Genomic DNA, 13,237 nt, shown 5'->3' on the forward strand with positions numbered 1-13,237 from the left:
GCCGGCTCAGCAGGTGCCGAGCCCGTACCGGGCCGGGGCGTGGACCGACGCGGCCGCCCGTCCCCGCCGCTCCACGAGGTGGTCGACGATCTGCGCCGTGCCGAGATACCCGCCCAGCAGGTGAACCTCGGTGCCGTCGCCGTCCGCGCACATCATCTCGTCCGCCCACGCCGTGGCCGCGCGGGTCAGCGCCGTCCCGCGGCCGCACGCACGCCCGGAGCCCGGCATTCCGCTGCGCGCCGAACGGTCCAGCCACGTCACGATCATCCGGCCCGGGACCGGCAGCGGGCCGACCCAGGAGGCATCCGGAACCTCGATGAACACGCGGCCGGTCGCGCACATCGGCAGCGTCGCCAGCAGTGCCTGCAGCTCGACGAGGGATGTCTCGTCCGCCGTGACGAGGTGCTGGACGAGCCCGCGGCGCGCACGCCGGCGCGCCACCGCGGAGATCGGCGCGTGGACGGAAGCGGAGGAGACCATGACCTCGCCAGTGTAGCGCAAGGATAGGCATGCCTAACCTTTTGCTCACTCCCCGGCGATCAGCACCCGCCGCAGCTCGGTGACCTCGTCGTCGCTCATCCCCTGCGCCCGCAGATAGTCCGCCGGCGACCCGAACCGCGCGGTCACGTCGGCCAGCAGATCCTGCATGACCGGCGCGGGTGAGCGGGTCGCCAGCTCCTCGAGGTGCTTGGCCTGCGGATGCCGCGCTCGCAGGAACGCGACGGCGGCGGCGGTCCCGGCCGCCGGCAGCAGCCGCTCCGTGCGCGCATAGTCGGCGACCACGTCGTCGGTGTCCACCCCCGCCGCGGCGAGCATGAGCGCGACGGTCACGCCGGTGCGATCCTTCCCGACCGTGCAGTGCACGAGCACGGGCTGGTCGGCGAGCACGCCGCGCACGGCCGCCACCACCGCGTCGCCGGCGTCGTCGACGATGTGCCGGTACATCTCGGCCAGCGACACGTCGTTCGCGAAGAACGACGTCACCGATCCGAAGAACAGCGGCACATGCTGCACCGTCGCGCCGAGGGGCCGCAGCGTGCTCGGGCTGCGGGCCACCTCGTCGTCGGCGCGCAGGTCGATCACCCGACGGATGCCGAGGGTGCGCAGGGCCGCTATCCCAGCATCGCGCACGCGCGACAGGTCCCCGGAGCGGAACAGCACGCCGTCCCGGGTCACGCCGGATCCCGCATGCAGCCCGCCGGTGTCGCGGAAGTTGACCGCTCCCGGGACGAGGTCGGTCATGGCCGCGGCCGCTCCCGTACCGGCACGGGGTAGCGTCCCGCGATGGCGATGCGGTTGAACGCGTTGATCGAGACCAGCAGCCAGCTCAGCGCCACGTACTCCTTCTCGGAGAGGATGCCGCCGACCCGGTCGTACACGTCGTCGGGGATGCCGTCCTCGTGGATGAACGTGAAGGCCTCGGTCAGCTCGAGCGCCGCCCGCTCCCGCTCGCTGAACACGCCCGAGTCGCGCCACGTCGCTATCTGGGCGACGACGTCGGCGTCCAGTCCCGCCTGCAGCGCCCGGTCCAGGTGGATGCGGACGCAGTACGCGCACCCGTTCAGCTGCGAGGCGTGCAGCTGCGCTATCTCCGCGAGCCGGTCGTCGATCCCGGCATCTGACGCGACCTGGTGGACGGTCTTGGAGAACGCCTCGAGCGCATCGTAGGCGGGCCGGGCCGAACGGGACAGGTGCACGCGGTTCTGCTCGCTCATCCCGTCAGCCTAGCCGCGATGAGGACGAGGACAATGGGAGGGTGAGCGGCGACGACTTCGACGAATTCTCGTTCCTTCCCGACCAGGCGGCCGACGCCGGCATCCCCGATCCGCTGCCCCTTCCCGAGCGGCTGCGCCTCATCCTCCCGGACGGGCGCACGCTGTCGGCGCTGCGGTACCGCCCGGCATCCGACCCGGACGCCGCGCCGGTGGTGACGTTCCTGCACCGCGCGGGCCTGAACGCGCACACGTGGGACACCACGATCCTCGCGCTGGGCCTGCCGGCCCTCGCGATCGACCTGCCCGGCCACGGCGACTCCTCGTGGCGTGACGACCTCGCCTACGTGGGCTCGGCGTTGGCGCCGGATGTCGCGGCCGGCATGCGCGCGTGGACCGAGGGCCCGCAGCTGCTGGTGGGCCAGTCGCTGGGCGGCCTGACGGCCGCGGCGGTGGCCGCGTCCGAGCCGGACCTGGTCCGTGAGCTCGTGGTGATCGACATCACGCCGGGCATCGACCCGGACGGCGACGCCCGGCAGATAGCGCGGTTCTTCGCGGGCCCCACCGACTGGGCCGGCCGCGACGAGCTCGTCGAGCGGGCGCTCGCGTTCGGCCTCGGCGGCTCCCGGACGGCGGCGACCCGCGGCGTGTACCTCAACTCGCGGCTCCGCCCCGACGGACGCGTGGAGTGGAAGCACCACTTCGCGCACCTCGCGAACGCGGGCGCGGCGCTTCCCGCCGGCGACGCGGTCGCGAGGGTGCTCGCCGACAGCGGGTGGGCGGCGCTGTCGGCGGTGAGAGCGCCGATCATGCTGATCCGCGGCGAGCGCGGCTATGTCACCGCCGCCGACGCCGCCGAGTTCTCCCGCCGCCTGCCGGGGGCCCGGGTCGTCGCGGTGCCCGCCGGGCACAACGTGCAGGAGGAGATCCCGGTGCCGCTGGGACGGATGCTGCGCGGCTGAGCGCCCGACACAGGGCGGAACCCGCTGCGGCAGCCCTCTAGGCTTGTCGGCAGCCCGCGAAAGGAATCACATGCTTGCTCGCACCCTCGTGGCGGCCGCCGCGATCGTCGCCACCGCCGCGCTCGCCCTCACCGGCTGCACCGGCGGCTCAGCGGGGACGCCGAGCAGCACCGGCACCCCGGACCCGGAGGCGTCGGCAGCCATCCGGCTGGTGCTGGAGCCGAGCAACCTCGACATCCGGCAGACGGCGGGAGCCGCGCTCGACCAGATCCTGATGGACAACGTCTACCAGGGCCTGGTCTCCCGCACGCCCGATCAGAAGATAGTGCCGGCGCTGGCGAGCGAGTTCACGAAGTCCGCGGACGGGCTCACCTACACGTTCACGCTGCGCGAGGGCGTCACGTTCGCCGACGGGCAGAAGCTCACCCCCGACGACGTCGTGTGGTCGCTGACCCAGCACAAGACACAGGCGGGGTGGGCCGACGCCGACACGCTGTCCCGGGTGAAGTCCGTCACCGCCTCCGGCCAGACCATCACGATCACGATGTCCAAGCCCGACTCGACGCTGCTGTGGAACCTCACCGGTCGCGCCGGCGTCATCCTGAAGAAGGACGACAAGGTCGACTACAAGACCGCCGCGAACGGCACCGGCCCGTTCGTGCTGGGCAGCTGGAAGCAGGGCGACTCGATAACGTTCGAGCGCAACGACGCGTACTGGGGCACGAAGGCGAAGGTCAAGGAGGTCGTGTTCGACTACATCCCCGACAACCAGGCCGCCCTGAACGCGGCACTGGCCGGCGAAGTGGACGTGCTGACCGGGTTCGACGCCAACCTGAAGGACCAGGTCGAGGCCGGCGGCGACTTCCGGCTCGTGCTCGGCAAGTCCACCGACAAGGGCACCCTGGCGATGAACAGCCACAACACCTGGCTGAAGGACAAGCGCGTCCGGCAGGCGATCCGGCAGGCCATCGACCACGAGGCCGTCGTCAAGGCGCTCGGATCCGGGCAGCCGATGTACGGGCCGATCCCCCAGCTGGACCCCGGCTACGAGGACCTCTCCGCCGTCGCCCCGTACGATCCGGCCGCGGCCAAGCAGCTGCTGAAGGATGCGGGCGCCCACGACATCACGCTGACCCTCACCATCTACAACGGGTACGGCACCACGATCCCGCAGATCCTGGTCTCCGACCTGAACGCCGTGGGCATCACGCTGAAGGTGGACGCCGTCGAGTTCCCGACGTGGCTGAACGACGTGTACATCAACAAGAACTACGACCTCAGCTTCGTGCTGCACACCGAGGCGCGCGACTTCGAGAACTGGGCGAACCCCGACTACTACTTCACGTACGACAACCCGCAGGTCCAGCGGCTGTACCAGCAGTCGCTGGATGCCACCGACGACGCGCAGGCCGCTGGCTATCTGAAGCAGGCCGCCCGGATAGTGTCCGAGGACATGGCCGCCGACTGGGTGTACAACGGCGCGTCGGTGGTCGCGGTGGGCACTAACATCACCGGTATGCCGTCTGTGAACGTCAACGAGCGCCTGAACCTGGCCGAGATCGCCAAGAGCAAGGGGTGATCCGCTACACGCTGACGCGACTGGCCCTGCTCGTGGTCGGGCTTGCCGTCGCCAGCGTGCTGATCTTCCTCACGCTCCGGGTGCTGCCCGGGGACGTGGCCCAGCTGATCGCCGGCACGAACAGCACGCCCGAGCAGATTGCGGCCGTCCGCGACCAGCTGAATCTCGACGCGCCGCTGCCGGTGCAGTACGGCGCGTGGATCGGCGGCATCCTGCACGGCGACTTCGGCGTCTCCCTGATCACCGGGACCCCGGTGCTCGCCGAGCTCGCGCAGAAGGCGCAGGTCACCGTGCCCCTCGGCCTTTTCGCGATGACGATAGCGCTCGTGCTCGCGGTGCCGCTGGGCGTGCTCTCCGCGATCCTGCGCGGACGTCCCGGTGGGACCGCGCTGAACGTGGGCTCGCAGGCGGTCGCCGCGGTGCCGGTGGTGTGGGCGGGCATGATGCTCGTGGTCGTGTACGCGGTGTGGCTGGGCTGGCTGCCCGCGCAGGGCTTCCCGCGCGCGGGCTGGCAGCAGCCGGGCCCGGCGCTGCGGGCACTGCTGCTGCCGGCGCTGACGATCGGGGTCGTGGAGGGGGCGATGCTGCTGCGGTTCGTGCGCAGCGCCACGCTGCAGGCGATCGGCCAGGACTTCGTGCGTACCGCCGCCGCGAAGGGGCTCACCCGCACGCAGGCGCTGATCCGACACGGCCTGCCCACCATGGCCCTGTCGGTGATCACCGTGCTCGGCCTGCAGGTGGCGGGCATCATCGTGGGCGCCGTCGTGATCGAGCAGCTCTTCTCGCTGCCGGGGATCGGCCGGATGCTGGTGGCCGACGTCGGCAACCGCGACCTCGTCAAGGTGCAGGGCGAGCTGCTCGTGCTCACCGGGTTCGTGCTGCTGGTCGGCTTCGCCGTCGACCTGTTCCACCGGGCCATCGACCCGCGGCAGCGGGAGGCGGCATGAGGCCCGCCTGGCCGCGCCGCCTCTGGCGCCTGTCCACCGGCCGGTTCGGCGTCATCGTGTGCGCGGTGATCCTCGCCACCGCCGCGGCGGCCCTGCTGTGGACCCCGTTCGACCCGCAGCACGTCGACATATCGGCGCGCTGGGAGGGGCCGGGCTGGCCGCACGTGCTGGGCACGGACGGGTCCGGCCGCGACATCCTGAGCCTCGTGATGAGCGGGGCGCGCACGACGGTGTTCGTCGCGATCGGCTCGGCGGTGATAGCGATAATCATCGGGATGGCGCTGGCCGCGCTGGGTGCGCTGACCGCCCGCTGGGTGCGCGAGTCGGTGGCGGTGCTCGTGGACATCCTGATCGCGTTCCCGGTGCTGCTGATAGCGCTCATGATCGCCGGTGTGTGGGGCCGCTCGCTGTGGGTCGTGATCTGGGCGGTCGGCATCGGCTTCGGCGTCAACATCGCCCGGGTCACCCGGCCGGAGTTGCGCCGCGTGCTGCACAGCGACTTCGTCGTGGCGGGGCGGGCATCCGGTCTCACGCCCGCGCAGAACCTGTACCGGCACCTGCTGCCGAACGTCGCCCCCGTGTTCATCGTGCAGGTGTCGTGGGGGATGGCGGTGGCGGTCCTCGCCGAGGCCGGGCTGTCATACCTGGGCGTGGGCGCCCCGGTGACGCAGCCGAGCTGGGGGCTGCTGCTGGCAGAGCTGCAGCAGTTCCTCACCGTGCACCCGCTGTCGGTGCTGTGGCCGGGACTGGCGATCACGTTCACGGTGCTCGGGCTGAACCTGCTCGGCGACGCGCTGCGGGACGTCACCGATCCCACGCTCGCCCGCGCCGACGGGCGCGAGCGGGCACCGGAGGTGATTGCATGACCCTGGCGGTCCGGGACCTCACCGTCACCATCGGCGGCCGGCGCGTCGTCGACGGGGTGTCCTTCGACGTGGCCGACGGGCATCGGGTGGGCCTTATCGGCGAGTCCGGGTCGGGCAAGTCCCTCACCGCCCTCGCCGTGCTCGGGCTGCTCCCCGACGGGGCCCGGGCCACCGGCAGCATCCGCTGGGAGGACCGGGAGCTCATCGGCATGCCGGACCGCCGCCTGGCCGGGATCCGCGGCGACGAGATCGGCATCGTGTTCCAGGAGCCGCGCACCGCGCTGAACCCCATCCGCACGGTCGGGCGGCAGATCGCCGAGGCCGTCCGCATCCACGAGCCGGTCACCCGCCGCCAGGCGCGCGCCCGGGCGGTCGCGGAGGCCGCCCGCGTGCGCCTGCCGGACCCGGAGCGGATAGTGGACCGCTACCCGCACCAGCTCAGCGGCGGTCAGCGGCAGCGGGTCGCCATAGCGATGGCGCTCGCGTGCCGCCCGCGGCTGCTCATCGCCGACGAGCCGACGACGGCCCTGGATGTCACGATCCAGGCCGAGATCCTCGAGCTGCTGCAGTCGCTGGCCGACGACGACGGGATGTCGCTCGTGTTCATCACGCACGACCTCGCCGTGCTGTCGCAGATAGCCACCAGCGGGGTCGTGCTCGAGCACGGCCGGGTCGTGGAGTCCGGCTCCGTGCACACGCTGCTGACAGCGCCCGCCTCCCCGGTCACGCAGGGGCTGCTGCGCGACGCCACCGCGACGCTGTGGCGGCCGGAGGGCCGGGCATGAGCGCGCCGTTCCTCCTGAGCGCCCGCGGCCTCACCCGCCGGTATCCCGGGCCGCGGACTGCGCCGTGGGGCCGGCGCACGGTGACCACCGCGCTCGCGGACGCCGACATCGACGTGCGCGAGGGCACGGCGGTCGGGATCATCGGCGAATCGGGGTCGGGCAAATCCACGCTCGTGCGGCTGCTGCTGGCGCTGGATGTTCCCACCGCCGGCACCGTGCGCTTCGACGGCCGCCCGGTGGACCCGCGCGCCGGGGCGCGTGCTCTGCACTGGCTGCGCCGTCAGACCGGGATAGTGTTCCAGGACCCGTACGCGTCGCTGGACCCGCGGATGAGCGTCGGCCGCATCGTCGGCGAGCCGCTGTGGGCGCTGGACATCGACGGGGACGGCCGGCGCGGCAGCATGGGACGCCGGGAGCGGGTGCACGACGTTCTCGCCGACGTGGGGCTCACCCCGGACATGGCCGCGAGGTACCCGCACGAGTTCTCCGGCGGGCAGCGGCAGCGGATTGCGCTGGCCCGTGCGTTGGTGCACCGTCCGCGCCTGCTGATCGGCGACGAGCCGCTGTCGGCGCTGGATGTCACCGTGCGCGCGCAGATCTTGGACGTGCTGGCGCGGCTGCGTGCGCGTGACGCGCTCACGCTCGTGATGGTCTCGCACGACATCGGCGTCGTGCAGAGCCTGTGCGACGAGGTCGTCGTGATGAAGGACGGCCGCATCGTGGAGGAGGGGCCGACCGAGAAGGTGCTGCTGCAGCCGCAGGTCGCGTACACCCGCCGGCTGCTGGCCTCGATCCCCGCGATCGATCCGGACGTCTGAGCGCGGGGATAGCCTTCGGAAATGGAATACGGAATAGTTCCGCCGTACCTGCTCCACCGGGTGGCGGCCACCGACAAGCCCCACCTCGCCCACGCCGCCCGCGCCGCCCGGCACACGCTGCTCGCGCCGCGCGAGTACCGCCCGCACCGGGTCGGGCTCGAGCTCAGCGTGGACGGCGACACGCTCGTCGCCCGCACCGAGCCCTCCCCCGACCGCACGATCGCCGACGCGCACGGCACGCAGACGCTGCCCGGGAAGACGGTGCGCACGGAGGACGACCCGCCCGTCGCCGACACCGCCGTGAATCAGGCGTTCGACGGGCTCGGCGCCACCTTCGCCTTCTACTGGGAGGCATACCAGCGCGACTCGATCGACGGGCGCGGACTCCCGCTGGACGCCACCGTGCACTACGGCCAGGATTACGACAACGCGTTCTGGAACGGCGAGCGCATGGTGTTCGGCGACGGCGACGGGGACGTGTTCGTCGGGTTCACCGGGTCGCTGACCGTGATAGCGCACGAGCTCACACACGGCGTGACCGAGGATTCCGGGGGTCTTGCCTACCAGGGCCAGTCCGGGGCGCTGAACGAGTCGGTCTCCGACGTGTTCGCGGTGCTCACCGAGCAGTTCACGAAGGACCAGACCGTGCACGACGCGTCGTGGCTGATCGGCGAGGGGATCCTCGCCCCCGCCATCCACGGCGCCGCGCTGCGCTCGCTGAAGGCCCCCGGCACCGCGTACGACGACCCGGTTCTCGGAAAGGACCCGCAGCCGGCGACGATGGCGGGGTACGTGCAGACCACCGATGACAACGGCGGCGTGCACATCAACTCCGGCATCCCGAACCACGCCTTCTACCTCGCGGCGGTGGAGCTCGGGGGGCGGGCGTGGGAGCGGGCGGGCCTTGTCTGGTACCGCACGATCACCGCCGGCACGCTGCGGCAGGACGCGGACTTCGAGGCGTTCGCGAACGCCACGCTCGCCGCGGCCGCGGCGGAGTACGGTGAGGAGGCGAAGGAGGTCGCCGCCGTTCGCACCGCCTGGACGAGCGTCGGCGTGCTCGAGGATGGACAGTCCTGACCCCGAGGAGCCGGCCGTGGTGACGGTGACCGTCGTGCGCACCGGCGGGTTCGCGGGCATCCGCCGCCAGTGGACCGCCGAGCCCGCCGAGCCGGAGCGGCCGCGATGGATAGCGCTGATCCGGCAGTGCCCCTGGGACGAGGCGGGTGACGCGGCCGAGGCGCCCGAGCCGGACCGGTTCACGTGGCGGATCGAGGCGCAGCTGGGCGGCGACGATCGGCGCGCCGAACTGGCGGAGACCCGGCTCAACGGTCCGTGGCGCGACCTCGTCGCACAGGTGCAGGCGTTCGATCCCGGACGCTGATCCGGCTCACTCCGGCAGACGCCAGTCCACCGGCTGGGCGCCCTGCTGCACGAGCAGGTCGTTGGCCCGGGAGAACGGGCGGGAGCCGAAGAACCCGCGGTGCGCGGACAGCGGCGACGGGTGCGCGGACGCGATGATCGGAGTCTGCCTGAGCAGGGGCCGCAGGCTCGCGGCCTGACTGCCCCACAGGATGGCGACGAGCGGCCCGCCGCGGCCGGTGAGCGAGCGGATGGCGTGCTCGGTCACCTTCTCCCACCCCCAGTTGCGGTGGGATGCCGGGGCCCCCGGCGCCACCGTGAGCACCCGGTTCAGCAGCATGACGCCCTGCTCGCTCCACGCGGACAGGTCGCCGTGCGCGGCGGGCGGGATGCCGAGGTCGGCCTGCAGCTCCTGGTAGATGTTCGCGAGGCTGCGCGGCAGCGGACGCACATGACGGTCCACCGCGAACGACAGTCCGATCGGGTGGCCGGGGGTCGGGTACGGGTCCTGGCCGACGATGAGCACCTTGACGTCGGACCGCGGCCGCGCGAAAGCGCGCAGCACGCGGTCGCCGGCGGGCAGGTAGTGCTTTCCCGCGGCGACCTCCGCGCGCAGCCGCTCGCCGAGCGCGGCGATCTCACCGCCCACCGGCGCCAGCTGCTGCGCCCACTCCGCGTCGATGAGTCCCGCGTCGGACAGTTCGGTCAGTGTCATCGCCACGCGACCAGCGTAGGCGGCCTCAGGCGGCTGAGACCAGTTCCGCCGCGGCGCGCACGACGTCGTCGACGCCGATCCCGGCGGCATCCATCAGCTGCTGCGCGGTCCCGGATCCGGGCAGTCCCCGCACCGCCAGCTGGCGCACCCGCGACGCCGTCGAGGCATCGGCCAGCGCCTCGAGCACCGCCGCGCCGACACCGCCCTCGCGGTGGTGGTCCTCGACCACGACGAGGCGATGACCGGAGCCCTCCGCCGCCGCTGTCAGCCCGTCCCGGTCGACCGGCTTGATCGAGTACAGGTCGACGACGCGGGCGTGCACGCCCTGCTCCGCGAGCCGGTCCGCGGCGGCCAGACACGTGTGCACGGTGACGCCCGCGCCGACGAGCGCGACATCCTGGCCGTCCCGCAGCGTCTTGCTGCCGCCGATCGGGAACGTCTCGTCGGGCCCGTACAGCACCGGGTAGGCGCCGCGCGTCGTCCGCAGGTACGAGATGCCGTGCACGTCGAGCATCGCCACCGTCAGGGCCGCCGCGCTGGGGGCGTCGGCCGGGTACAGCACTGTCGAGCCGAGGATGGCCCGCAGCGCCGCGATGTCCTCCAGCGCCATCTGCGACGGACCGTCCTCGCCGATCTCGACGCCGGCGTGCGAGCCGCACAGGCGCAGATCCGCCCGGGAGATCGCCGCCATCCGGATGAAGTCGTACGCGCGGGACAGGAACGCGGCGAACGTCGCGGCGTACGGGACGAAGCCCTGCACCGACAGCGCCACCGCGGTGGAGATGAGCTGCTGCTCCGCGATCCCGCATTCGAAGAACCGGTCCGGCGCGACCTCCGCGAACGCCCCGGCATGCGTGGAGTTGCCGACGTCCCCGTCCACGACGGCCACCTGCTCGATCACGGCGAGCGCCTGCAGCGCATCACCGAACGCGCTGCGGGTGGCGACGTCGCTGCCCCGCTCGTACTGCGGCAGGGCGACCTGCGGCCGGGGAACGCCGCCGGCCGCGGCCCGGTCCGCGCGGGTGCGCGCCGGTCGGTGCGCGGCGGGATGCGGCTGCACGACCCCCGCGGTCACCCCGCCCAGGCGCGCGATGGCGCTCTCGGTCATCTCGGACGGCAGCGCCTTGCCGTGCCAGCCGTTGAGGTCCTCGACCTCCGGGACGCCCTTGCCCTTGATCGTGCGGGCGAGGATGGCGGTGGGCCGGTCGCTGGTGCGCGCCGCCGCCATCGCCGCGTCGATCGCCGGCAGGTCGTGCCCGTCGACGACGACGGCATCGACGTCGAACCCGCTCACCTTCCGGGCGTACGCGTCCATGTCCCATTCCAGCTCGGTGGAGCCGCTCTGCCCGAGGCGGTTCACGTCGACGATGGCCGTGACGTTCGCCAGCCGCTTGCCGCCGGCGGTCTCCAGCGCCTCCCAGATCGACCCCTCCGCGAACTCGCCGTCGCCGCACAGCACCCACACGTGGGTGTCGCGCTCTTCAAGCCGGCCGGCGACCCACGCCAGCGCGACCCCGATCGGCAGCCCCTGCCCGAGCGACCCCGTCGCGACATCCACCCACGGGAGCACCGGGGTGGGGTGCCCCTGCAGCCGCGACCCGAACCGCCGGTACGTGTGCACGAGCTCGTCGTCGTCGATCACGCCGGCGGCCTTGAACATCGCGTACAGCAGCGGCGACGCATGGCCCTTGGAGAAGATGAGGTGGTCGTTGTCGCGGTCGTTCGGGGCGTGCCAGTCGTACACGAGGTGCCGGGACAGCAGCACCGCCATCAGGTCGGCGGCCGACAGGCTCGACGTCGCATGGCCGGACTGGGCGGCATCCGTCGCCCGCAGCGAATCCACGCGCAGCTGCGCGGCGAGCCGCTGGATGTCGTCGAATCCCGTTCCGAACGTGGTGGAGGTGAGCGTCTGCGACATGTGGGCCACGCTACGACCGGCGCGGGTGCGGGCGAACCCCCTTGCGGGACGGGCGTGCAGCGCCTACTTTCCGCTTCCGGCGAGCGTGCGCACGACGACGCCCTGGTCGCCGCGCGTCACGCTCCACACGCTGCCGACACCGGCCGTGCGCAGCGGGCCGTCGCCGGCGATCAGCACGGTGTTCTCGTCGACGCCGACACCGGCGTCCACGAGCCCGGCCTCCACCACCGCGACCAGGCGCGACAGTGCGCCCCACTGCGCCAGGTGCACGTCGACAGACACGTCGACCAGGCCTATCCCGTCGCGGATGGCGACCTCGTCGAGGTCTTCGCCGACGTCCTCCGGGGCGACCTCGACGCCGCCCAGCCGCCATCCGCCGACGATGGCGTGCGTCGCGGCGATCGCCGCGCCCGCGGAGAACCCCAGGTACGGGACGCCGGCGGTTACGAGCGCGCGGATGCCGTCGAAGTGCGGGGCCAGCCGGTCCCGGTACACCGGCGTCAGCCCGCCCCCGACGACGACCCCGTCGACGTGGGCGAACACCGACGCGGGGATGTCGTCCTCGAGCCCGCCGGCGGCGACGACGGCGTCGATCGGGCCGGCGGCGGCGACCGCGGCGACCAGCTTCGCGGCGTGCGCGTCACCGTCGCCGTCCCGCACCGCGACGACGGCGACGCGGGGCACGCCCCGGCCGGACGCCGCGGCCCGCGCCGTCGCCTCGGCGACGAACCCGCGGTAGGCGACCCCGTCGGGCCGGTCCTGCCAGCCGCCGCCGACGAGATGGACGCTCACTCGCGCACCCGCAGCGGGCCACGGGCGAGCAGGTGCTGGGCGGACTGGGCGACGGGGCGCATCGTGATGAGGTCGAGGTTCACGTGCCCGGGCGCGTTCAGGGCGTACGCGATCACGTCCGCGACATCGGCCGCCACGAGCGGGGCCGGCACGTCGGCGTACACCCGGTCCGCGGCGGCGCGGTCGCCGCCGAGCCGGTTCAGCGAGAACTCCTCGGTGTGCACCATCCCGGGCGCCACCTCGACGACGCGGATCGGCTCGCCGTTCAGCTCGAGGCGCAGCGCGTGGGCGATCATCGCCTCACCCGCTTTCGCCGCGTTGTACCCGGCCCCGCCGGGGTACGCCCCCTGCGCGGCCGTGGACGTGACGAACAGCAGGTCGGCGTGCCCGTCGGCGGCGGCGGCGCGGCGCAGGAGCGGCAGCAGCGCGGCCACGAGCCGCTGGGTGGACAGCACGTTCGCGTCGAACATCCACTGCCAATCGGCGGGGTCGCCGTCCTCGACCCGGTCGGATCCGCGGGCGCCGCCGGCCACCTGCACGAGCGCGTGCACGCCGCCGGTCTCGCCCAGCCAGCCGGCGAGCGCGTCCACATCGGCCCGTTTCGTCAGGTCGGCGGCGAATGCGGTGGCCCCGGTGGCCTCCTCGACGGCGGCCAGGCGCTCGGCGCGGCGGGCCACCGCCACGACATCCCACCCGGATCCCCGCAGCGCCGCCACCGTCGCCTCGCCGATGCCGGTGCTGGCCCCTGTCACCACTGCTCGTCTGGTCATGCCCCCACGCT

Annotated in this window: 15 protein-coding genes; 8 read left to right on the forward strand and 7 right to left on the reverse strand. The window is 72.8% G+C overall.

Annotation, left to right across the window (positions count from 1 at the left end):
- Nucleotides 1-6: 6 nt before the first annotated feature.
- The 3 genes from GH740_RS05790 to GH740_RS05800 are packed head-to-tail and all read right to left on the reverse strand — an operon-like array spanning nucleotide 7 to nucleotide 1,715.
- Complete coding sequence (locus tag GH740_RS05790) at nucleotides 7-480, reverse strand: SIP domain-containing protein (RefSeq protein ID WP_153745149.1); 474 nt, start codon at nucleotides 478-480, stop codon at nucleotides 7-9.
- A 45-nt stretch (nucleotides 481-525) separates the two neighbouring features.
- Nucleotides 526-1,242: a tyrosine-protein phosphatase gene (locus GH740_RS05795; protein ID WP_153745150.1), complete on the reverse strand. Its 717-nt coding sequence runs from the start codon at nucleotides 1,240-1,242 to the stop codon at nucleotides 526-528.
- Nucleotides 1,239-1,715 (reverse strand): carboxymuconolactone decarboxylase family protein, encoded by a 477-nt coding sequence (locus GH740_RS05800; protein WP_153745151.1) that lies wholly within the window; start codon nucleotides 1,713-1,715, stop codon nucleotides 1,239-1,241. The genes GH740_RS05795 and GH740_RS05800 overlap by 4 nt, the downstream gene beginning before the upstream one ends.
- A gap of 41 nt (nucleotides 1,716-1,756) precedes the next feature.
- On the opposite strand from GH740_RS05800, the gene GH740_RS05805 reads away from it, so the two are divergent.
- The 8 genes from GH740_RS05805 (at nucleotide 1,757) to GH740_RS05840 (ending at nucleotide 9,053) form a co-directional block, all read left to right on the forward strand.
- A complete protein-coding gene (locus tag GH740_RS05805) occupies nucleotides 1,757-2,674 on the forward strand; it encodes an alpha/beta fold hydrolase (RefSeq protein ID WP_367640828.1) in 918 nt (305 codons plus the stop codon).
- Nucleotides 2,675-2,744: 70 nt separating this feature from the next.
- Nucleotides 2,745-4,253: an ABC transporter substrate-binding protein gene (locus GH740_RS05810; protein WP_153745153.1), complete on the forward strand. Its 1,509-nt coding sequence runs from the start codon at nucleotides 2,745-2,747 to the stop codon at nucleotides 4,251-4,253.
- Nucleotides 4,250-5,200, forward strand: a complete 951-nt coding sequence (locus GH740_RS05815) for an ABC transporter permease (protein WP_367640830.1) — start codon at nucleotides 4,250-4,252, stop codon at nucleotides 5,198-5,200. The genes GH740_RS05810 and GH740_RS05815 overlap by 4 nt, the downstream gene beginning before the upstream one ends.
- The gene (locus GH740_RS05820) at nucleotides 5,197-6,066 is read left to right on the forward strand and encodes an ABC transporter permease (protein ID WP_153745154.1); all 870 of its coding nucleotides are present in this window, start codon (nucleotides 5,197-5,199) and stop codon (nucleotides 6,064-6,066) included. Before GH740_RS05815 ends, GH740_RS05820 begins: the two co-directional genes overlap by 4 nt.
- Nucleotides 6,063-6,851 carry an ABC transporter ATP-binding protein gene (locus GH740_RS05825; protein WP_153745155.1) on the forward strand — a complete coding sequence of 263 codons (789 nt, stop codon included), beginning with the start codon at nucleotides 6,063-6,065 and terminating at the stop codon, nucleotides 6,849-6,851. Before GH740_RS05820 ends, GH740_RS05825 begins: the two co-directional genes overlap by 4 nt.
- Nucleotides 6,848-7,669: an ATP-binding cassette domain-containing protein gene (locus GH740_RS05830; RefSeq protein WP_153745156.1), complete on the forward strand. Its 822-nt coding sequence runs from the start codon at nucleotides 6,848-6,850 to the stop codon at nucleotides 7,667-7,669. Before GH740_RS05825 ends, GH740_RS05830 begins: the two co-directional genes overlap by 4 nt.
- A gap of 21 nt (nucleotides 7,670-7,690) precedes the next feature.
- Nucleotides 7,691-8,749 (forward strand): M4 family metallopeptidase, encoded by a 1,059-nt coding sequence (locus GH740_RS05835; RefSeq protein ID WP_153745157.1) that lies wholly within the window; start codon nucleotides 7,691-7,693, stop codon nucleotides 8,747-8,749.
- On the forward strand, nucleotides 8,736-9,053 hold the full coding sequence (locus tag GH740_RS05840) for a protealysin inhibitor emfourin (protein WP_153745158.1): 318 nt from the start codon (nucleotides 8,736-8,738) through the stop codon (nucleotides 9,051-9,053). Before GH740_RS05835 ends, GH740_RS05840 begins: the two co-directional genes overlap by 14 nt.
- A gap of 6 nt (nucleotides 9,054-9,059) precedes the next feature.
- Here GH740_RS05840 and GH740_RS05845 read toward each other — a convergent pair whose 3' ends face one another.
- The 4 genes from GH740_RS05845 to GH740_RS05860 all read right to left on the reverse strand — a co-directional run bounded on the left by GH740_RS05845 (nucleotide 9,060) and on the right by GH740_RS05860 (nucleotide 13,226).
- Nucleotides 9,060-9,752, reverse strand: a complete 693-nt coding sequence (locus GH740_RS05845) for a uracil-DNA glycosylase (RefSeq protein WP_367640834.1) — start codon at nucleotides 9,750-9,752, stop codon at nucleotides 9,060-9,062.
- Nucleotides 9,753-9,771: 19 nt separating this feature from the next.
- Nucleotides 9,772-11,664, reverse strand: a complete 1,893-nt coding sequence (locus GH740_RS05850; protein WP_153745159.1) for a transketolase — start codon at nucleotides 11,662-11,664, stop codon at nucleotides 9,772-9,774.
- Nucleotides 11,665-11,727: 63 nt separating this feature from the next.
- Nucleotides 11,728-12,456 carry a peptidase S51 gene (locus GH740_RS05855; protein ID WP_216644907.1) on the reverse strand — a complete coding sequence of 243 codons (729 nt, stop codon included), beginning with the start codon at nucleotides 12,454-12,456 and terminating at the stop codon, nucleotides 11,728-11,730.
- A complete protein-coding gene (locus GH740_RS05860; RefSeq protein ID WP_153745160.1) occupies nucleotides 12,453-13,226 on the reverse strand; it encodes an SDR family oxidoreductase in 774 nt (257 codons plus the stop codon). The genes GH740_RS05855 and GH740_RS05860 overlap by 4 nt, the downstream gene beginning before the upstream one ends.
- Nucleotides 13,227-13,237: the final 11 nt, after the last annotated feature.

The organism is Microbacterium sp. SYP-A9085, assembly GCF_009649635.1.
Lineage (GTDB): Bacteria > Actinomycetota > Actinomycetes > Actinomycetales > Microbacteriaceae > Microbacterium.

What these genes read in the sequence shown, in the direction of transcription:
- GH740_RS05810 (WP_153745153.1), top strand. Translation starts at nt 2,745, where the DNA reads ATGCTTGCTCGCACCCTCGTGGCGGCCGCCGCGATCGTCGCCACCGCC.
- GH740_RS05860 (WP_153745160.1), bottom strand. Translation starts at nt 13,226, where the DNA reads ATGACCAGACGAGCAGTGGTGACAGGGGCCAGCACCGGCATCGGCGAG.
- GH740_RS05790 (WP_153745149.1), bottom strand. Translation starts at nt 480, where the DNA reads ATGGTCTCCTCCGCTTCCGTCCACGCGCCGATCTCCGCGGTGGCGCGC.
- GH740_RS05795 (WP_153745150.1), bottom strand. Translation starts at nt 1,242, where the DNA reads ATGACCGACCTCGTCCCGGGAGCGGTCAACTTCCGCGACACCGGCGGG.
- GH740_RS05835 (WP_153745157.1), top strand. Translation starts at nt 7,691, where the DNA reads ATGGAATACGGAATAGTTCCGCCGTACCTGCTCCACCGGGTGGCGGCC.
- GH740_RS05800 (WP_153745151.1), bottom strand. Translation starts at nt 1,715, where the DNA reads ATGAGCGAGCAGAACCGCGTGCACCTGTCCCGTTCGGCCCGGCCCGCC.
- GH740_RS05825 (WP_153745155.1), top strand. Translation starts at nt 6,063, where the DNA reads ATGACCCTGGCGGTCCGGGACCTCACCGTCACCATCGGCGGCCGGCGC.
- GH740_RS05840 (WP_153745158.1), top strand. Translation starts at nt 8,736, where the DNA reads ATGGACAGTCCTGACCCCGAGGAGCCGGCCGTGGTGACGGTGACCGTC.
- GH740_RS05820 (WP_153745154.1), top strand. Translation starts at nt 5,197, where the DNA reads ATGAGGCCCGCCTGGCCGCGCCGCCTCTGGCGCCTGTCCACCGGCCGG.
- GH740_RS05850 (WP_153745159.1), bottom strand. Translation starts at nt 11,664, where the DNA reads ATGTCGCAGACGCTCACCTCCACCACGTTCGGAACGGGATTCGACGAC.
- GH740_RS05830 (WP_153745156.1), top strand. Translation starts at nt 6,848, where the DNA reads ATGAGCGCGCCGTTCCTCCTGAGCGCCCGCGGCCTCACCCGCCGGTAT.